This is a genomic window from Paraburkholderia sp. RAU2J, assembly GCF_003634845.1.
GTDB lineage: Bacteria > Pseudomonadota > Gammaproteobacteria > Burkholderiales > Burkholderiaceae > Paraburkholderia > Paraburkholderia fynbosensis.
Genome location: NZ_RBXG01000001.1, coordinates 1,718,854 through 1,736,803, shown reverse-complemented (window position 1 = coordinate 1,736,803; position 17,950 = coordinate 1,718,854). Strand labels below are relative to the sequence as shown.

Genomic DNA, 17,950 nt, shown 5'->3' with positions numbered 1-17,950 from the left:
CGCACCGCACCCATCTCACACGCGCTTCATACGCCGCTTGAGCCACGCCTGTTCGACGACAAACGCCAGCCACACCAGCGCCGCATACGGCCAGATCCACGCGAGCCAACGCGCGAGCCCGTTGAAGTGCAGATAACGCCCTTGCCGCCAGTCGGCCAGCACGACATCGAAATAAGGATTCACCGGCAGCAAATTGACGAACACCAGCGCAACCACCAGCGCCACGCTCGCGAGCGCCGCGCGCGAGCGGCGCCGCAGATGCAGCGCGAACAGCGCGGCAGCCGTGCCGCACACGAGCCCGGTGAGCGCACCGGGCGTCGCCCAGTCGAACGCGAGACCCGACTGCGACTGCAAGAACGTCGCGCCCACCTTCACGCCCAACGTGACGACGATGAACACGAGCAACAGCCGCGCCCGCGGCGCGTGGCGGCGCACCGGCAGCGACGCCAGCGCCAGCGCGGCAAACAGATTCAGGGTGGTGATCACGGCTTCCCACGCGTCGTCGGGCAACCATGCGGCGGCCACGGCTGGCCATGCGCCGACGTGCCAGCCCTGCGGCGCCCACGCGAGCAGCGCGTCCTGCGTCGTCGAATCGAAGCGCATCCAGAGCGCGCGCGGCCAGTTGCCGAGACCGAACAGGCGCGGCGCCGGATACATCGTCGCAAACGGCCATGCGACGACCAGACACGCGAGCGCAGCACGGTCGCGCTCGAACCACAGGAGCCGCATACGCCTCAACAAGCCGCGATCGAGCAACGCGCCGGTCGCGGGCGACATCATCGCCGCGCCGAGCAAAGCGCCGAGCGCGTTGGCGGCCAGATCGAGGTTGGACGCGACGCGCGTCGGCAGATACGTTTGCCCCGCTTCCATCACGCCCGACAGCAGCCCGCCGAGCACGAAGGCCAGCGCGACGGCCAATGGGCCGCGCCAGCGCGGATAGACCGCGAGCACCACCAACGCGCCGAGCGGCATATAGCCGAGCACGTTGGTGACGACGTCGAACGCCGTCAGGTACTGCGGCATGGGATCGAACAGATAGGCAAACGGCCCGAGCCCGAGCGAACGCCAGCCCGAAAACGGATACCACGAACCGTACACGATCAGCGCCGCATACAGCAGCAGCGCTTGCCGGGCCAGCACCGACGGACGGCGCAGCCAGGGTCGTTGGCTCATGCAGCGCTCCGTTGCGTGCGCTGCGGGCCCGTCATTGCGCGGCGACCAGCGCCTGCGTGCCGAGCCACGCACCGATCTGCGCGACCAGATCGTCGCTGGCCGTGGCGAGCGCCCGCGCGCCGCCGGCGGCGTCCGCGGAACTGGCCGGCGCCTGGGCGACGAACGTGCGCTGGCCGAGCACCTTGCCACTCTGGGTGAGCGTGGCGCGCGCGGTGATCGCCGCATGGCTTTCCGTCTGGCTGTCGAAAACCTGCTCGAACTGGCTCAGGTTGACTTTCAGCACCGGCGCGGACACGCCGTCCGCGCCCGTCAGCACGGTGCCGTGCGAACTGAGCGCGCCGCGCAGACGCTGGGTCAGCAACTGCGAAGGCATCATGGTCCAGTGGCTGTTCGCGTACGACGCGATCTGCTGCGCGTCGGCGTAGCTGAGGCGGTACAGCAGCCGGTTCGATTCGAGCACCTCGGGCGCGCTCACATCGAGCACCTTCACGGCCGGCAAGCTGCCCGCCGATACCGCCGCGCCCGGCGGCCCGAAGTCGAAGCGCGTGTCGGAGAGCGCCGCGGGCGCGCTCATGCAGCCCGCAGCCAGCACGCCGAACGCGAGCAGCACCGCCACGGCGGCGCTCGAGGACAACAATCGGTGAATCGGACGTGACATGAGCGTTCCTTTCTTCAAACCTGTTGATTCATCGGGCGGCGCGGCCGGCGGGCCAGGCGAAGCCGGCCTCGCCGGGTCCGGGCGCGGCCGGCGGTGCGCCGAACAGCACGCTGCGCGGACTGGTGCTGAACGTATCCGCTGCACGGTCCACCGAGCGGGCCGCCGAACGCACGTCTTCGGCGAGCGAATTGACGCGCGGCAGCGTGTCGTAGCCGACCCGCGCCGACAGCTCCTGCAACGTGGCGTTCATCGACGTGAGCGCGTCGCCCGCCTGTTGCGCGGCCGTGCCGACCTTGTTCAGGTTCATCTCGAACGGGCCGTTCGGACGGTTCAGGCCGGTGACCAGTTGATTGGTCGAGGCCAGCGTGCGGTCCAGCTGGTCGATCGTGCCTGGCAGCTTGCCGGTGACCGGCGTGATCTGCTGGGTCAACGTGGCAACGCCGTCGGCGGCTTTCTGGATGCTGGACGCCGTGGCGTGCAACTGGTCGGCCATTTCCGGCGAGAGAATATTGCTCACGTTGTCGGCGACTCTTTCGAGCTTGCGCAGCAGGATGTCGCCGCGTTGCTGCAATTGATCGAGCAGGCCGGGGCGCATCGGCAACTGCGCGACCGCGTGAGGCGACGACGGCAGCGGCCGCGGGTCGCGCCCGTTGTCATCCAGTTGAATGAAGGCGATGCCCGTCACGCCCTGAAAGCCGAGGCTGCCGAAGGTCGAGTGGGTAATCGGCGCGCGCGTATCGACGAGGATGCGCACCAGAATCTGCCCCGGATGGTTCGGATCGAATTTGATCGACTGCACCTTGCCGACGTCGAGCCCGCGATAGCGCACCGCGGCATCCGCAAACAGGCCGGTCACGTTGGTGCGCGCAATCAGGTCGTACGGCACCCGCACGGAACGGTCGACGTTGAACAGGAATGCCGCCGCCGCGATAGCCAGCAGCAGGACGATCGTGAAGAGTCCGGCCCAGAAGGCATGCGATTTGTTTTCCATTGTCAGGTTCCCTGGTTCACAGCGGCAATTCGGACGATGCCGGCTCGAGCGCCGCGCGCGGCAGCCTCGCGCGGCGTTCCGGCGGCAGCGCCTGCAACGCGCGGCGCCCGCGCAGGCCGAGGAAATATTCGCGGATGAACGGATGATCGACGCCCGCCGCCTCCTCGACCGGTGCGGCGACCACTACCTTGCGATCGGCCAGCACGGCGACGCGGGTGGACAGCGCAATCATCGTGTCGAGATCGTGCGTGATCATCACCACCGTCAAACCCAGCGCGCGATGCAGCGCGGAGATCAGCTCGACGAATTCGTCGGACGCCTGAGGGTCGAGCCCGGCGGTCGGTTCGTCGAGGAACAGCAATTCGGGTTCGAGCGCGATCGCGCGGGCAATGCCGACCCGCTTGATCATGCCGCCCGAGAGCGCCGACGGCATCTTCGATGCATGCTTGCACGGCAAGCCGACCATCTCGAGCTTGAGCATGACGATGTCGCGCAGCAGGTCTTCGGGCACCTTGCCGAGCTCGCGCACCGGCTGCGCGATGTTGTCGAACACCGACAGCGACGAGAACAGCGCGCCGCGCTGGAACAGCATGCCGGAGCGGCTGCGCATCAGCAGCGCGGTTTCCGGCGAGATGGTCGCGAGGTCCTCGCCGAACAGCTTGATGGTGCCGGAGGACGGCCGCTCGAGGCCGAGAATCTGCCGCACCAGCGTGGTTTTGCCCGAGCCCGAGCCGCCGACGATCGACATGATCTCGCCGCGCCGCACGTCCAGGTTCAGATGCTGGTGCACGATGTTGCGGCCGTAGCGCTTGGTGATGTCAATAACCTCGATCACCGGCTCGGCGATCGACGGCACGGGCTGGCCGCGCACGGCTTGGGTGAGTGGCGCGATCATCCTAACCCCACGTTCTGGAAGAGGATCGCGAACACCGCGTCCGCGAGAATCACGATGGTGATCGAGGTCACCACCGAGGTCGTCGTGCCTTCGCCGAGACTCTGCGAATTGGCCTTGATGCGAAAGCCGAAATGACAGCCGACGATCGCGATCAGCATGCCGAACGCGACGCCCTTGCCGAGGCCGATCCACAGGTTCGCGATCGGCACCACGCCCGGCAAGGCCCGCGCGAAATAGCTCATGTCGATGCCGAGCACGAGCTTGGCGGCGAGCGCGCCGCCGCTCAGCGCAACGATGTTGGTCCACATGACGAGCAGCGGCATCGCCACGCCAAGCGCGATCACGCGCGGCAGGATCAGGCGCAGGCCGTGGGGGATGCCCATTACGCGCATCGCGTCGAGCTCCTCGGTCACGCGCATCACGCCGATCTGCGCGGTGATCGCCGAGCCCGAGCGCCCCGCCACCAGAATGGCCGACAGCACCGGGCCCAGCTCGCGGATCACCGAGAGCCCGAGAATATTGACGATGTACTGGTTGGCACCGAACAGCCGCAGTTGCTGCGCCGACAGATAACTGAGCACGATGCCGATCAGGAACGCGACCAGCGCGGTGATCGGCAGCGCCCGGGCGCCCGCGTTGTAGATGTTCGCCGAGATCTCGGTCCACGGCGTGATTTTCGGCTTGCGCACGATCGCGAGCAGATCGAGCACGACGCGCCCGAGCATGCCGACGCCGCCGTACAGGTGCTCGAAGAACGAGAAGATCGCGAGACCCAGCCGGGTGAACGGATCGAACCGGACCACCGGCTCGGCCTTCTCGCGCACCGTGTCGAGCAACGCGATGCGCTCGAAGATGTCGCGCTGCGTGTCGGTGAGCGTCGTGTCCGAGGGCATCCTGTGGCCCCACACGCGCCACAGCGCCTGACCGCCGACGTGGTCCATCCGGTCGATGCGCGACAGGTCCCACTCGCCGATGCCCTCGGCGCCGGCGAGCGAGAGCAGCAGAGGAATCACGTGACCAGTGGCGCGGTCGCGCGCGAGCGCGAGCGCCGTCCACTGGCCCGAGAGCCGGACGATCTTGCCTTGGCTGCCAGCCGCGACTTCAAGGCCGGGCGGAGTGTCGTAGTTCAAGGATCGCGAGAATCTGGTTATCGGGTTAAGGGCCATTGTAGCGAAGGCGCGGCGGATGGGCCGTGCTCAAACCCCCATGGAGTTCGCTGTCGCTACAATATGCGGCATGAACGCTTCCAAGACTCCACCCCAAGCCACCAGCGCGGCCGGCGCCGACTGGCGCATCGACCGCGAGCGCGCGGTCGCGCTGTTCGGCGCGCATGCGCATGACTGGCCGATCGAAATCGTCGAGGAAACCGGCTCGACCAACGCCGACCTGATGGCGCGCGTCAAGGCGCTGCCGCGTAAAGCCGGCGCGCTGCCGCGCCCGATCGTGCGGGTCGCGTATCTGCAAACCGCCGGCCGCGGCCGGCGTGGCCGTCCGTGGTACGCGGAGCCGGGCAATGCGCTGCTGTTTTCGGTCGCGTGCGTGTTGCCGCGTCCGCTGGAAGGGCTGGCGGGGCTGAGTCTCGCTGTCGGCGTCGCGCTCGTCGACGCGCTGCGCTCGCTGCCGGTCGCCGGTCCCGGCCAGATCGCGCTGAAGTGGCCGAACGACGTGCTGCTCGAAGGCGACAAGCTGGCCGGCATCCTGATCGAAACCGCGTGGAGCACGCGCGACGCCAGCGCCGTCGTGATCGGCATCGGCACCAATGTGAAGGGCGCGGACGAACTGGCAGCGCAGGTCGGCGCGCTGAACGCCGATGTGCCGCCGCAGGCGCGCGGCGCGATGCCGACCGCGCTGCAACGCGCGCTGCCCAACGCCAATCTCACCGACACGCTCGCCGCCGAGCTGAACGCGCTCGAACCGGCTTTGCAGCGCTTCGGCGCAGAAGGCTTCGCGCCGTTCCAGGCGCGCTGGAATGCCGTGCATGCGTATGCCGGCCGCGAAGTCGTGCTGCTGGAACAAGGTGTGGAACTGACGCGCGGCGTAGCGGCGGGCGTCGACGAGCGCGGCCAGCTGCTGCTCGACACCGCCGCCGGTCGCCAGACCATCGCGACCGGCGACGTCTCGCTGCGTCTGGCCGACGGTGCCGCATGACGAGCGGCGCGCCTTATCTGCTGATCGACGCGGGCAATAGCCGGATCAAGTGGGCGCTCGTGCAGGCGGGCGGCACACAGCTCGCCGCTGGCGCGCTGGCACACATGAACCATGCGGCGCAGGGCGGCGCCGATCAGCCCGACTGGTCGAACTTGCCGACGCCGGGCAGCGCATGGTTATCCAATGTCGCCGGTGAAGGCGTCGCCGCGCGAGTCGCGGCGCTGCTCGATGCGCACTGGCCGCAACTGCCGCTCACCACGATCCGCGCCCAGGCGCAGCAATGCGGCGTGACCAATCGCTACAGCACCCCCGAGGCGCTCGGCAGCGATCGCTGGGCCGGCATGATCGGCGCGCATGCCGCGTTTCCCGGCGAACACCTGCTGATCGCGACGTTCGGCACGGCGACCACGCTCGAAGCCTTGCGTGCGGACGGCTGTTTTGTCGGCGGCCTGATTGCGCCGGGCTGGACCCTGATGATGCGCTCGCTCGGCGAGCACACGGCGCAACTGCCGACGCTCGACGCCGCCGCGGCACGTGGGCTGCTCGATGCCGATGACGCGCGCGACACCGCACGCCGCGGCCCGTTCTTCGCGACGGACACGCCGCGCTCGCTGTCCGCCGGTTGCACGCTGGCGCAAGCCGGTTTGATCGAGCGGATGTGGCGCGACTTGCAGGATGAATGGCAGGTGCCGGTGCGGCTCGTCGTCAGTGGCGGCGCCGTGCACGCAGTGGCGGGTGCGCTCAAAGTGCCGCATACTCGCCACGATTCGCTCGTGCTGTCCGGCCTCGCGCTGATCGCGGCCGAGTGCGCGGTGCAACAGAGCGCCTGAATCGCAACGCCGCCAACATAACAACGGCTCAACTTTCTCTGGACGGGACCACCCACAATGCTTCGCTGGCCGATCGCCATCTTGCTTCTTGCCAACATTCTGGCATTCGTCGCGGTGCGCGGCGTATTCGGCCCGGCGCCCACGGCCGGCGGCCGCGAGCCGAATCATCTGAATCGCCAGGTGCATCCGGACTGGCTGAAAGTGCGGCCGATCACCGCTGCCGAAGCCGCCGATCAGCCGGTCGTCGGAGCGCCGGCGCCGGCGGCGCCGGTTGCGGCATCGGCGTTGCCGCAGTAAGAAGCTGCGGGCGAAAGCACGACACAGCGCGGCAACTGCAGTTTCTTATGAACGCGAGCGCGCCGCGTGACCTTCACCGCAACACCGTTCAGCCTTGCGTGCGGACCTTCCTCAGAAGCGCGGTGGTCGAGCGATCGTGCTCGAAAGGAATCGCCAACGCCTTGCCGCCCCAGCCTCGCACGATCGCCGACTCCGGCAACGCGTCCATATCGTAGTCGCCGCCCTTGACCAGCACGTCCGGGCGCAACGCCGTAATCAGTTCGACCGGCGTCTTCTCGCCGAAGCACACCACGTAGTCGACGCTCTCCAGCGCCGCCAGCAACGCCATGCGGTCGGCTTCGTTGTTGATCGGCCGGTCATCGCCTTTGCCGAGCATGCGCACCGACGCATCGCTATTCACACCGACGACGAGGCACGCACCCAACGCCTTCGCATCGGCAAGATAGGTCACGTGCCCGCGATGCAGGATGTCGAACACCCCATTGGTGAACACGACCGGCGCGCTCAACGAAGGACGCAGCTTCACCAGTGCATCGCGCGTCAGAATCTTGCGTTCGAAAATAGCAGCCATGACAAAGTCGGAGAGAGAAAAATGCCGTCACGATACACGGTGCACGCCCTGAAGCAAAACGGCCCGACAAGCTCACGCCTGTCGGGCCGTTCCAGAAATCGTCAAACCGGTTCGCGGCTTCGGCACTAAAGGGCGCCTGAATCCGCGAGACATCATCACTACATCACGCCGGCTGTTCGGCCGACTTCTGCTCCGCCTGTAAGCGCGCCACCACTTCCTTGCGATAGCGGTTCAATTCCTGCGCCGTGGTGAACGTGCGCTCGAACAGCAGCGACAGGTTGTGCAGAATGCGCTCGACTACTTTCTTTTCCCAGCCGTCGTCGAAACGGATCTGTTCGTCGAGCCAGCGCTCGAGCCATTCCGGATCCGGCAGACGCGATTGAATCGTGTCGCGCGGGAACAGCGCCTGATTCACGTGCAGGTTGGTGGGATGCAGCGGCTTTTCCGTGCGGCGCGCCGAAGCCATCAGGACACCGATCTTCGCGAATGCAGCGCGTGCGATGTCGCCGGTTTGCACCATCGCCTTCTTCATGTAGCGCAGATACGCGCCGCCATGGCGCGCTTCGTCGCGCGAAATGGTTTCGTAGATCTGCTTGATGACCGGCTCGGTGTGCCACTCGGCCGCACGGCGATACCAGTGATTCAGGCGGATTTCGCCGCAGAAGTGCAGCATCAGCGTTTCGAGCGGCGGCGCCGGATCGAATTCGAAGCGCACGGCGTGCAGCTCTTCTTCGGTCGGGCACATTTCCGGTTTGAAGCGCCGCAGATATTCCATCAGCACCAGTGAATGTTTTTGTTCTTCGAAGAACCACACGCTCATGAACGCGGAGAAATCGCTGTCGTGATGGTTGTCACGCAGAAACATTTCCGTGGCGGGCAACGCCGACCATTCGGTGATCGCGTTCATCTTGATCGTCGCGGCCTGCTCGTCGGTCAATAGCGATGCATCGAACTTGTCCCAGGGAATGTCTTTTTCCATGTCCCATCGAACGGATTCGAGCGATTTATAAAGTTCCGGATAAAGCATGGTGTTCATAGTCCCACCCCTGTTCTGCGCATACTGTCTGTGTCTGTAACTACTACGTGTAGCATTTTCGTTCACGACGAACGAAATACACCGTTTGTCGGCCAAGCATTCAATTTTACGCGGTAATCAGCTGCCTAGATGCACCTGGCAGCAAAGAAGTGCAGGCGTCTTGCGCCAGCGCAACCCGTAAGTTACGCGCTGTGCGGCCAACCGTGGGTGAGGGATACCCTGTGCCTGAGGTCGAGCCAGTCTGCGATGAAAACCGCACCGTCCAGCCCTGCGCCGGTCGTACCGGCGGCAAATGAAGCGAGGGCGGCTGGATTGGTTCTTGTCAACGCGCGCCCAAAGCCAAATGAAGCTTACACAATGATAGCACGCGGGCTTTACCGATTTCGCATCACACAGCCCGCAATTCCGGTGCCCGCTTGAGCTGCGGCAAGAAAGCCCGCAATCGGCGCAGTGTGCCTCGTAATCGGCGGCAAAAGCATGACAGGCGGCGAATCTGCGTTTTGAGCCGGCCCGGCCTTGCGGTTTTGGCGCTGCGGCGCGAGGCGCGCGCCGCGGTCTTTCGTTCCTGCCTTTAAATAGACTTTTTCGCAGTCGAACCGCTCGTGCCCGTGCTGCTCGTGCGTTTTGCGGAGGTCGATGCGCGCTTTGCCGCCGGCCGCTTCTTCGCGGGACTGCCGGCTTGCTCCGAGGCCGAGGCGTGAGCCGCCGCGCCGCGCGCCGCCGACGGCTTCGCCGCGTCCTTTTCCGCGTCCGTCGCTGCCCCGCTTGCTGCCCCGCTTGGTGCTGCTGCGGCGGCGGCCGGTTGCGTCATCGCGAACTGGGCGATCTGGTCGAACTGCGATTGCAGCAGATTCCACCAGGCCGACGCGTCGAACGGCGGTGTGGCGGGCGTGTCCTCTTCCGTGTTGTCTGCGGCAGCCGCACTGTCCGATGGCGCGGCACTCTGCGCGGCCGGACTCGGCGCGGGCGCCGCCGGATGCGGCCAGCCCCTCGCCGGCGCGGGACTCGGCGCGGCGGACGCGGCAGCGGGCTGCGCCATCGACGACTGCGCGAACGCACCAAACGCGCGCAGGGTCGCGAGCGTCGCGCGCTGCACTTCGAGCGCCTGAATCGCGGACTGGAGCATGCTCAGATTCAGCTTCAGCCATTGCTCGACGGCGCGCATATCGGTGATGCGCTTGTCGAGTTCCTCGACGTTGGTGAGCGGTGCCATCATGTCGGACATCATCGACAGCGACGGCCCGAGGCCGCCGCCCGGTTGCGCGCCGGTGAGCGCGGAGCCGAACGGCGAGAGCCGCATCATGCCCCACATGCGATCGAGCATTTCAGCGGGCGGGAAACCAGGAAAGCCGGGAAAGGGCGGCGTGGAATCAGTCGTGTCGGTCATGCTTGTCGCCTCGATGCATTGGGGGGAAGGAATGAGCGCGATTCGCGCGTGTGCGATTCGATCATACCGTGCGAAGCACGGCCTCAGGACCGCTCTTTGCCCGCTTCGCCGTTGTTGGCGCCGTTGTTGGCGCTGCCGTTGGTGTCATTGTTCGCGCCATTGCCCGACGGCGCCTGCGGCTGGCCGCGCCACGGATCGCTTGCGCCGAAAGCGGGCGCGCGCCGTTCACGCAGCGAGTTCACGCCCTCACGCACGTCCGGCCCGGCAAAACCCATGAATTCCAGCGCGAGCGACGTATCGAACGCGGGGCCCGCCGAGCGCAGCCAGTTGTTCAACGCATACTTGGTCCAGCGAATCGCGGTCTGCGAGCCGTTCGCGAGTTTCTGCGCGACTTCGAACGCCTTGGGCAGCAGATCGTTTTCATCGACGGCGAGCGACACGAGGCCGATGCGCTCCGCCTCTTCGCCGCTCACCGGTTCGCACAGCATCAGGTAGTACTTGGCCTTCGCCATGCCGCACAGAAGCGGCCAGACGATCGCCGCGTGATCGCCGGCGGCGACGCCGAGCCGCGTATGGCCGTCGATGATGCGCGCGGTCTTCGCCGCGATCGAGATATCGGCGAGCAGGCCCGCCACGAGTCCCGCGCCGACCGCCGGACCATGCATCGCCGACACGACCGGCTTGCTGCAATTGATCACGTTGTAGACGAGATCGCGCGCCTCGCGCCACACCCGCGCGCGCACGTCGAAATCGGTCGCCATGTCTTCGACCAGTTGCAGATCGCCGCCGGCCGAAAAGCCCTTGCCCTCGCCGCGAATGATCGCGACGCGCGTGTCGGGATCGCGGTCGATGTCGCGCCAGATCTCGGCGAGTTCGAAGTGCATTCGCGCATTGGCCGTGGCGAGCCCGCTTTTGTTCGCGCCCTCGCCGCTCATCACGACTTCGAGCACGCCGTGCGGATGGCGATGCAACTGCAGCGACTGATAGTGAGCGTAATACGGGTCGTTGCTGTGGCCGTTACTGTGTGGTGCCTGAGACATGATGACCAATCCGTGTGTCGCTGTATCTGTTGAACCGGAGCCGCGCGAACGGGAAAGGCGGCGGCATGCGCCGCACCTTCAATGCGGCTGATAAACCCATTTGGCGTTCCTGATTTCCACCATCACGCGCGCCCGCTGATCGAGCCCGAGATGATCGGTGGCGCTCATGTTGACCACGCCGTTGGAGTCCGCGAGACCGTGCGTCGCTTCGAGCGCATCGCGCAGCGCGCGGCGAAACTCCGGCGTGCCCGGCGCGCCCGCCTTCAGCGCAATCGGCACGGCATGGTCGAGCAACGCGCCCGCGTCCCACGTATACGAGCCGAACGCCGACACGCTGCCCGGTCCGCGCAACGCCTCGAAGCGCGCGATGTAGTCGAGCGCGAGGCGTTTGGCCGGATGATCCGCCGGCAATTGCGCCGCGACCAGCACCGGGCTCGCGGGCAGGAACGTGCCATTGCAGTCGGCGCCGCAGACGCGCAGGAAGTCGTTATTGCCGACGCCGTGATTGTGATAGATCAGGCCTTTGTAGCCGCGCTCACGCAGTGTCTTCGGCGGCAACGCGGCGGGCGTGCCGGCCGCGCCGACCACCACCGCATCGGGATGGGTCGCGATGATCTTGAGGATCTGGCCGGTCACGCTCGGGTCGGTGCGATTGAAGCGCTCGCTCGCCACCATGCCGATGTGATGCAGTTGCGCGAACTTCGCGACTTCGGCATAGAAGGTTTCGCCGAGCGCATCCGCCTGGCCGATGAACGCGATGGTTTTGACGCCGTGCTTGCTCGCGTGTTCGGCGATGGCCGAGGCCATCATCGCGTCGGTCTGCGGGGTCTTGAATACCCAGTGACGTTTCGCGTCGACGGGCTCGATGATTTTAGCCGACGACGCGAGCGAGATCATCGGCGTTTCACCCGCGGCGACCACGTCGATCATCGCGAGCGAATTCGGTGTGATCGACGAACCGATGATCGCGTCGACGCGATTTTCGGAGATCAGCTTCTTGGTGTCCTGCACGGCCTGGGTCGTGTCGGATGCGTCGTCGAGCACGATGTATTCGACTGTCTGTCCGCCGATCTGTCTGGGCAGCAGCGCGACCGTGTCGCGTGCGGGAATGCCGAGCGATGCAGCCGGGCCGGTGAGCGACAGCACGAGGCCGATCTTGACCTGCGCGCTCGCCAGCGCCGGCAACGCACCGACGAGCGCCGTGCATAGCGCGGCGGCGCGGCGCACGAAACGGTGGTGCACATGACTCGCGCGCACGCATGCAATCACGTTCGGCGCGCGAGCGCGCAGGCTTCCAGGCTCGAGGGATTCCAATCGCGGCATGCTGTCTCCTCACGTCGGTTTTTCGTTTTTGATGGACTGCCGATGCGCTGCGCCCGCGCCGCCGAGCGCGGCTTTTGCGCCATTGTTTTCACTGCACGACTTGCGATGAGCCGGCGGCCCGCCGCCCCGGCCTTGCCGCCGCGCCAGTCAGTGTAGCCGCGCGCCGTGGCGGCGGCATCGGGCGAAACCCTTTCGTCCGTGCAAGGGTGGCGCGAACGCGGTTCTGCCTTCCGCCCTGCCGCCAGATTTCAATCCAGCGGCGCGATGCCCTGATCGATCGAACCGAAAATCGACTTGCCCGCTTCGTCGAACATTTCGATCTTCACGGTATCGCCGTATTTCATGAACTCGGTTTGCGGCGCGCCCTGCTCGATGGTTTCGAGGCAGCGCTTCTCGGCGATACAGCAATAGCCTCGCTTCGCGTCCTTGTTCGACACCGTGCCCGAACCCACGATCGCTCCGGCGCGCAGGTTGCGCGTTTTCGCGGCGTGCGCGATCAGTTGGCCGAAGTGAAACACCATGTCGGTGCCTGCGTCGGGCTGGCCGACCTTCTTGCCGTTCCAGTGGACGATCATCGGCCGGTGCACGCGGCCTTCGCGCCAGTGTTCGCCGAGTTCGTCGGGCGTGACCGCGACGGGCGCGAACGACGTGGCGGGCTTGCTCTGGAAAAAGCCGAAGCCCTTTGCCAGTTCGGCGGGAATCAGGTTGCGCAGCGATACGTCGTTGACGAGCGTGATCAGGCGCACGCTTCTGAGCGCCTGGTCCGGCGTGACGCCCATCGGCACGTCGGCGGTGATGACGGCGACTTCCGCTTCGAAGTCGATGCCGAACGCCTCCGACGCGCACACCACGTCGTCTTTCGGGCCGATGAAGTCGTCGCTGCCACCCTGGTACATCAGCGGATCGGTCCAGAATTCCGGCGGCATGTCCGCGCCGCGCGCGCGTCGCACGAGTTCGACATGATTCACGTACGACGAGCCGTCGGCCCACTGGAACGCACGCGGCAGCGGCGCCATGCATTCCTTGGCGTCGAAGGAGAAGCTGTTGCGCGCGCGGCCCTGATTGAGCGCGTCGTACAACTCGTGCAGTTGCGGCGCGTAGAAGGACCAGTCGTCGAGCACGCGCTGCATGGTGGGCGCGATCGCATCGGCGATGGCCGCAGTGTGCAGGTCGCGGGACACGACGATCAGTTGGCCGTCGCGCGTGCCGTCCTTCAGCGTGGCAAGTTTCATAGGGGAGTGAACCGTATTAGTGACGATGGAGGGAATCTATTCTACGATGGTGAATCGGCGTGGCCCAAGTGGACGGGGTTGCCGGCGCAAGGGGCGTTGCTGGTTGCCGGGTGCTGCTTGCCCTGCACGATGCCTGTGCGTTGACGGGCGCGGGCGCGACCGCGACCGCGCGCGAACGCCACTATCCCATGTGCCGCCACTCATTTCTTTCCATCATCTTTTGAACGCGCTCGATGCGCCCCGCTCATGCCTTCAACTACCCGCTCCGGCGCGATCCGCACCGACACCGCCTCTGCTGACCCGCTCGACGCCCCCGAAGCCGACGACGAAAGCATCGAGGCCGGCGAGGAGAAACTGCGCTCGGGCATCCAGTCGATCGAAGTCGGCTTCCGGCTGCTCGACGTGCTGACCCGCGAACCGCGCGCGATGATGCTGCGCGATCTCGCGCAGCGCGCCGGCATGAGCCCGGCGAAGGCGCATCGCTATCTGGTGAGCTTTCTGCGCCTCGGCGTCGTCGCGCAGGATCCGCTGTCGGGCCGCTACGAACTCGGCGGTTTCGCGTTGCAACTGGGGCTTGCGCGGCTTGCGCGTGTCGACGGCGTCAAGCTCGCGCGAATCGCGCTCGCGGAGTTGCGCGACCGGCTCGATCTGACGGTCGGCATCGCCGTGTGGGGCAATCAGGGGCCGACCATGGTTCACTGGATGGAGTCGAGCCATCCGGCCAAGGCGTCGCTGAAACTCGGCGACGTGATGCCGCTACTCAGTTCCGCCACCGGCCTGCTGTTCGCCGCCTATCTGCCGGCGAGCAAAACCGCCGCGATGCTCGAGCGCGAACTGGCCGATTCGCGCCGCTCGTCGCAGATGGGCGGCCCGCGCACGCGCGAGGAAGTCGACAAGGTGCTGGCTCAGGTGCGCGAGCATCAAGCAGCACGCGTGGAAGGCATGTTGCTGCCGACCATTCACGCGTTCTGCATGCCGGTGTTCGACTCGACCGGCGAACTCGCGCTCGGCCTCGTCACGCTCGGCCAGGAAGGTGGCTTCGATATTCGCTGGGGCGGCGAGATCGATACGGCGCTGCGCGAATGCGCGCAAAAGCTCTCGTACGAGCTGGGGTATAGTGCCGCGCCACGTCACGAAAACTGAGGACCTGGCGAGGTTGTGGTCGTCGACGGATGATTCGCTGTCGGCAGTATGGGATTGCGGGCGCGGGTGACGCTGTTGGCGGTTGCGGACACTGCGGGCCGCGTCGGATGCATCAGACCCCTGCGTGTTTTCGCCGTCGCGGAACATCATGCGCGGCTGTGCGGTCGAATCCGTTCGCCGCTTGCCATGCGCGTGCACATCGGAGTGAACGTCTTTTCCCGTCAGCCGACATACGTGCGCCCCGCAGCGCCCTGATCCATCCCATCCCACCCACATTCAATCGCCGATGGCTTCAGCTCCCGCCGCACGCCGCGTCAATCGCCAGCCGCCCAACGGGCCGCGCGGCGGGTCGCGCGCGTGGCGATGGCTTGCGGTGCTGGCCATGGTAGCCGTTCTGCACTGGATTGCCGCGCAGTGGTTCGAGCGCAACCGCGCGACGCTCAATCCAACCGATCACGAGCACGTACCGGTGCAGGTCGCGCTGCTGACGCCCGAGCGTATCGAGCGCAAAGCCGCGCCGGCCGCGCCCCCCGCGCCGGCCCCGGTGCCTGCGCACAAGGCCGCGGCGAATCCGCCGCGCGAACACGTGCTGACCGCGCTGCAACCCGCAACGCAAGCTGCGCAGCCGACAGCCGCCGCGTCGGACGTAGCGGCAAGCGCGCCGGTCGCGGCGGCGAGTCCCAATGCTCACGCCGATGCCGCCGCACATGCCGCAGACACAGCCAGCGCGCCTGCTGCCGCCAGCGCGCCTCAAGCGGCGCCCGGGGTGAAGTTTTCGGTCCCGCCATCCGCCGAACTGCAGTACGACGCGTTCTACAACGGCGTGCGCAATCAGCCCGGCACGATCCACTGGACCAGCAACGCGCAAGGCTACGAGATGATCGTGTCCGTGCCGCTGCCGTTCGTCGGCCCATTTGTCTACTCGAGCCGTGGCCGCATCGATGCATTCGGTCTCGCGCCGGATCAGTACAGCGAAAAGCGCGGCCATCGGGCGGAAGACATCGCCATCTTCAACCGCACCGATAAAAAGATCGGCTTCACGCGCACCCCGGCCACGCTGGCGCTGCCCGATGGCGCGCAGGACCGTTTCAGCATGGTGATGCAGCTCGCGAGCCTCGTACGCGGTGACCCGTCTGCGTATAAGCCCGGTGTGACGCGGCAGTTCTTCGTCGTCGATAACGACAGCGGCGAGAACTGGCCGGTCGAAACGATCGGCGACGAGACCATCCGCACGGCCGAGGGCTACCTCGATACGCGTCATTTCAAACGCTTGCCGCGTCGTGACGGCGACATGCGACGCATCGACGTCTGGCTCGCGCCGTCGCTCGGCTGGCTGCCCGCACGCATCGTTCAAACGGAGCCGAACGGCACGCAATTCGAACTGGTGTGGCGCGGCAAGCTCTCGCTCGACGATGCGGGCCCGAGCGTCGGCAGCAGCGAAGACGGCGGCGCGGCCGCTGCGCCCTCGCCCTCGCCTGACAATTCAACCGCCCCGCCTGCCGACACATCGGCAATAACGCCCGAACCCTCGCCCGTCGCACCCGTCGATTCGACCGTCCCGGGCGACGTCAAACCCTGACATCCCCACAATCCGAACAGGGTTTCGATCGAATCGCCGAACTTCCGCGACGACGCCGACTCGCACCACTTGCTGCACCCGTTCGCGCGTGCGCTGCGTATAGGGATCAGCCCCATCGCAGGGGCGGAACACGACGCGTGCAAATGGACGAACGGACCCTTCCACTGCGTTCCCTTCAAGGAGCCCGCATGCAAGTGAACATCAACGGAATCGAAACGCGCTATGTGCTGAGCAACGAGGGCGGCGGCCCGTGGCTGACGTTCATCCATCAACTGGGCGGCGATCTGTCCGTCTGGGACCAGCTTGCCGGCTATTTCCGCGACGACTACACCGTGCTGCGCTACGACGTGCGCGGCCACGGCAATACCGCTGTATCCGGCCAGCCGTTCAGTGTCGACGATCTTTCAAACGATCTCGCCGCGCTGCTCGATGCGCTGGGTGCCCCGACGACCCATCTGGTCGGCATGTCGATGGGCGGCATGATCGCGCAGCAATTCGCACTGAACCATCCGTCACGCGTCGACACCTTGACGATCGCCGACAGCGCCGCCCGCACTTTGCCGGAGAGCCGCGCCGTCTGGGATCAACGCGCCCATACGGCGCGCAGCGACGGCGTCGCGGCGCTAGTGCCCGCGACTTTGAGCCGCTGGCTCACACCCGGTTTTCAGGCCGCGCATCCCGAAGCGGTGGAGCAGATTCGCGAGGTGCTCGCTCATACGTTGCCAGAAGGCTACGCCATGGCATGCGAAGCGCTGCGCGATTTCGACGTAAGCAGTAAGCTGGGAAGCATTCGTTGTCCAACCTTGACCGTGGCGGGCCGCCACGACTCAGGCACGCCGCCTGCTGCAACGCGTGCAATAGCAGACGCCATCGAAGGCGCACAGTTCGAACTCCTCGACGCCGCTCACCTCGCGCCCATCGAGCAATCTCACCGTTTTGCTGCACTGCTTGAAACGTTTCTTGAAAAGCCGGTCTAACCGGTAGGTTCGGAAGCTGGGCAAGCGTCACATCCGGACCCACCCCTTGAATTCCACCAAATACGCTCCACGTATGGTGCAGAAACGGCCAGGAGCCAACGGAAAAAGGAGTGTCGCCATGCAAATGATCTATAACAGCCCCAACTATTGTGTCGTCGAGTTTCCGCCGCAGGAAGGTCCTCTGGCCATGAAGTCGGGTGGCTACGAGATCGTCGACAAAAACATGCAGCGCGAGATCTACATTGACGGTGCAATGGCGGCGCGCTTTCGCGAGCACGTGCAGAAGCTGATCGAAGAAGAACCGTCCCTGGACGAGGTCGACGAATTTCTCGGCCAGTTCGACAGCCTGATGCATCAACCTGTGATCCTTCACTAACCGCGGGATTCGCTTCAACCTCTTTGGCGACATGGATTGACCGCGCCGTCCGGCCCAGCCGGCGGCCTTTATAAGGCGGTCAGCACTCGTAAAACGGCCCAGCAGGCTTTTGCCTCGCTGGGCCGTTTTCTTGGCAGCGTGCTTTTGCCCCGCTAACGGTTTGTCCCCGTACCCTTCTCGCGTTATCTTTGGCTCACTGTCATGCCCGCACGCCGGGGCGTGGCTTCACCCGCGCCGGGCGCATCAACCCGGCAGCGGCTACAATGACAGGTTTCCCGAAAAAGCCGGCGCAAG

Annotated in this window: 18 protein-coding genes; 7 read left to right on the top strand and 11 right to left on the bottom strand. The window is 66.0% G+C overall.

Annotated elements, in window-relative coordinates; translation table 11 throughout:
* Positions 1-15 precede the first annotated feature (15 nt).
* From B0G69_RS08025 to B0G69_RS08005, 5 genes are read right to left on the bottom strand one after another with little or no spacing between them, the layout of a single operon-like run.
* The gene (locus tag B0G69_RS08025; RefSeq protein WP_121316403.1) at positions 16-1,173 is read right to left on the bottom strand and encodes a VanZ family protein; all 1,158 of its coding nucleotides are present in this window, start codon (positions 1,171-1,173) and stop codon (positions 16-18) included.
* 31 nt (positions 1,174-1,204) lie between these two features.
* Entirely contained in the window at positions 1,205-1,831 is a 627-nt protein-coding gene (locus B0G69_RS08020; RefSeq protein ID WP_121316402.1) for an ABC-type transport auxiliary lipoprotein family protein, read from the bottom strand.
* A gap of 28 nt (positions 1,832-1,859) precedes the next feature.
* Positions 1,860-2,822 carry an MlaD family protein gene (locus B0G69_RS08015; protein WP_121316401.1) on the bottom strand — a complete coding sequence of 321 codons (963 nt, stop codon included), beginning with the start codon at positions 2,820-2,822 and terminating at the stop codon, positions 1,860-1,862.
* Between the two features lie 16 nt (positions 2,823-2,838).
* A complete protein-coding gene (locus B0G69_RS08010; protein ID WP_121316400.1) occupies positions 2,839-3,717 on the bottom strand; it encodes an ATP-binding cassette domain-containing protein in 879 nt (292 codons plus the stop codon).
* Positions 3,714-4,847 carry an ABC transporter permease gene (locus tag B0G69_RS08005; protein ID WP_121316399.1) on the bottom strand — a complete coding sequence of 378 codons (1,134 nt, stop codon included), beginning with the start codon at positions 4,845-4,847 and terminating at the stop codon, positions 3,714-3,716. The genes B0G69_RS08010 and B0G69_RS08005 overlap by 4 nt, the downstream gene beginning before the upstream one ends.
* Before the next feature lie 106 nt (positions 4,848-4,953).
* Here B0G69_RS08005 and B0G69_RS08000 point away from each other — a divergent pair, with 106 nt between their 5' ends.
* The 3 genes from B0G69_RS08000 to B0G69_RS07990 are packed head-to-tail and all read left to right on the top strand — an operon-like array spanning position 4,954 to position 6,992.
* Entirely contained in the window at positions 4,954-5,865 is a 912-nt protein-coding gene (locus B0G69_RS08000) for a biotin--[acetyl-CoA-carboxylase] ligase (protein ID WP_121316398.1), read from the top strand.
* On the top strand, positions 5,862-6,695 hold the full coding sequence (locus tag B0G69_RS07995) for a type III pantothenate kinase (RefSeq protein WP_121316397.1): 834 nt from the start codon (positions 5,862-5,864) through the stop codon (positions 6,693-6,695). The genes B0G69_RS08000 and B0G69_RS07995 overlap by 4 nt, the downstream gene beginning before the upstream one ends.
* A 57-nt stretch (positions 6,696-6,752) precedes the next feature.
* Complete coding sequence (locus B0G69_RS07990) at positions 6,753-6,992, top strand: hypothetical protein (protein ID WP_121316396.1); 240 nt, start codon at positions 6,753-6,755, stop codon at positions 6,990-6,992.
* 88 nt (positions 6,993-7,080) lie between these two features.
* On the opposite strand, the gene rfaE2 is transcribed toward B0G69_RS07990, so the two are convergent.
* The 6 genes from rfaE2 to B0G69_RS07960 all read right to left on the bottom strand — a co-directional run bounded on the left by rfaE2 (position 7,081) and on the right by B0G69_RS07960 (position 13,581).
* Positions 7,081-7,563, bottom strand: coding sequence for a D-glycero-beta-D-manno-heptose 1-phosphate adenylyltransferase (gene rfaE2 / locus B0G69_RS07985; protein ID WP_121316395.1), 483 nt, complete (start codon positions 7,561-7,563; stop codon positions 7,081-7,083).
* Between the two features lie 163 nt (positions 7,564-7,726).
* Positions 7,727-8,599, bottom strand: coding sequence for a ferritin-like domain-containing protein (locus B0G69_RS07980; RefSeq protein ID WP_121316394.1), 873 nt, complete (start codon positions 8,597-8,599; stop codon positions 7,727-7,729).
* Between the two features lie 571 nt (positions 8,600-9,170).
* Positions 9,171-9,986, bottom strand: coding sequence for a PhaM family polyhydroxyalkanoate granule multifunctional regulatory protein (locus B0G69_RS07975; protein ID WP_121316393.1), 816 nt, complete (start codon positions 9,984-9,986; stop codon positions 9,171-9,173).
* A gap of 83 nt (positions 9,987-10,069) precedes the next feature.
* Positions 10,070-11,026, bottom strand: coding sequence for an enoyl-CoA hydratase/isomerase family protein (locus B0G69_RS07970; RefSeq protein WP_241991279.1), 957 nt, complete (start codon positions 11,024-11,026; stop codon positions 10,070-10,072).
* Positions 11,027-11,104: 78 nt separating this feature from the next.
* Complete coding sequence (locus B0G69_RS07965; RefSeq protein WP_121316392.1) at positions 11,105-12,349, bottom strand: ABC transporter substrate-binding protein; 1,245 nt, start codon at positions 12,347-12,349, stop codon at positions 11,105-11,107.
* 248 nt (positions 12,350-12,597) lie between these two features.
* Positions 12,598-13,581: a fumarylacetoacetate hydrolase family protein gene (locus B0G69_RS07960; RefSeq protein ID WP_121316391.1), complete on the bottom strand. Its 984-nt coding sequence runs from the start codon at positions 13,579-13,581 to the stop codon at positions 12,598-12,600.
* A 246-nt stretch (positions 13,582-13,827) separates the two neighbouring features.
* Here B0G69_RS07960 and B0G69_RS07950 point away from each other — a divergent pair, with 246 nt between their 5' ends.
* The 4 genes from B0G69_RS07950 to B0G69_RS07935 all read left to right on the top strand — a co-directional run bounded on the left by B0G69_RS07950 (position 13,828) and on the right by B0G69_RS07935 (position 17,656).
* Positions 13,828-14,724 carry an IclR family transcriptional regulator gene (locus B0G69_RS07950; protein ID WP_121316390.1) on the top strand — a complete coding sequence of 299 codons (897 nt, stop codon included), beginning with the start codon at positions 13,828-13,830 and terminating at the stop codon, positions 14,722-14,724.
* A 286-nt stretch (positions 14,725-15,010) separates the two neighbouring features.
* A complete protein-coding gene (locus B0G69_RS07945) occupies positions 15,011-16,303 on the top strand; it encodes a DUF3108 domain-containing protein (protein ID WP_121316389.1) in 1,293 nt (430 codons plus the stop codon).
* 188 nt (positions 16,304-16,491) lie between these two features.
* Positions 16,492-17,280 carry a 3-oxoadipate enol-lactonase gene (gene pcaD / locus B0G69_RS07940; protein ID WP_121316388.1) on the top strand — a complete coding sequence of 263 codons (789 nt, stop codon included), beginning with the start codon at positions 16,492-16,494 and terminating at the stop codon, positions 17,278-17,280.
* Positions 17,281-17,398: 118 nt separating this feature from the next.
* A complete protein-coding gene (locus B0G69_RS07935; protein ID WP_007179533.1) occupies positions 17,399-17,656 on the top strand; it encodes a DUF3567 domain-containing protein in 258 nt (85 codons plus the stop codon).
* Positions 17,657-17,950 lie beyond the last annotated feature (294 nt).

What these genes read in the sequence shown, in the direction of transcription:
- B0G69_RS07970 (WP_241991279.1), bottom strand. Translation starts at nt 11,026, where the DNA reads ATGTCTCAGGCACCACACAGTAACGGCCACAGCAACGACCCGTATTAC.
- B0G69_RS08010 (WP_121316400.1), bottom strand. Translation starts at nt 3,717, where the DNA reads ATGATCGCGCCACTCACCCAAGCCGTGCGCGGCCAGCCCGTGCCGTCG.
- B0G69_RS07950 (WP_121316390.1), top strand. Translation starts at nt 13,828, where the DNA reads ATGCCTTCAACTACCCGCTCCGGCGCGATCCGCACCGACACCGCCTCT.
- B0G69_RS07975 (WP_121316393.1), bottom strand. Translation starts at nt 9,986, where the DNA reads ATGACCGACACGACTGATTCCACGCCGCCCTTTCCCGGCTTTCCTGGT.
- rfaE2 (WP_121316395.1), bottom strand. Translation starts at nt 7,563, where the DNA reads ATGGCTGCTATTTTCGAACGCAAGATTCTGACGCGCGATGCACTGGTG.
- B0G69_RS07990 (WP_121316396.1), top strand. Translation starts at nt 6,753, where the DNA reads ATGCTTCGCTGGCCGATCGCCATCTTGCTTCTTGCCAACATTCTGGCA.
- B0G69_RS07980 (WP_121316394.1), bottom strand. Translation starts at nt 8,599, where the DNA reads ATGAACACCATGCTTTATCCGGAACTTTATAAATCGCTCGAATCCGTT.
- B0G69_RS07945 (WP_121316389.1), top strand. Translation starts at nt 15,011, where the DNA reads ATGGCTTCAGCTCCCGCCGCACGCCGCGTCAATCGCCAGCCGCCCAAC.
- pcaD (WP_121316388.1), top strand. Translation starts at nt 16,492, where the DNA reads ATGCAAGTGAACATCAACGGAATCGAAACGCGCTATGTGCTGAGCAAC.
- B0G69_RS08015 (WP_121316401.1), bottom strand. Translation starts at nt 2,822, where the DNA reads ATGGAAAACAAATCGCATGCCTTCTGGGCCGGACTCTTCACGATCGTC.
- B0G69_RS08025 (WP_121316403.1), bottom strand. Translation starts at nt 1,173, where the DNA reads ATGAGCCAACGACCCTGGCTGCGCCGTCCGTCGGTGCTGGCCCGGCAA.
- B0G69_RS07995 (WP_121316397.1), top strand. Translation starts at nt 5,862, where the DNA reads ATGACGAGCGGCGCGCCTTATCTGCTGATCGACGCGGGCAATAGCCGG.
- B0G69_RS07935 (WP_007179533.1), top strand. Translation starts at nt 17,399, where the DNA reads ATGCAAATGATCTATAACAGCCCCAACTATTGTGTCGTCGAGTTTCCG.
- B0G69_RS07965 (WP_121316392.1), bottom strand. Translation starts at nt 12,349, where the DNA reads ATGCCGCGATTGGAATCCCTCGAGCCTGGAAGCCTGCGCGCTCGCGCG.
- B0G69_RS08020 (WP_121316402.1), bottom strand. Translation starts at nt 1,831, where the DNA reads ATGTCACGTCCGATTCACCGATTGTTGTCCTCGAGCGCCGCCGTGGCG.
- B0G69_RS07960 (WP_121316391.1), bottom strand. Translation starts at nt 13,581, where the DNA reads ATGAAACTTGCCACGCTGAAGGACGGCACGCGCGACGGCCAACTGATC.
- B0G69_RS08000 (WP_121316398.1), top strand. Translation starts at nt 4,954, where the DNA reads ATGAACGCTTCCAAGACTCCACCCCAAGCCACCAGCGCGGCCGGCGCC.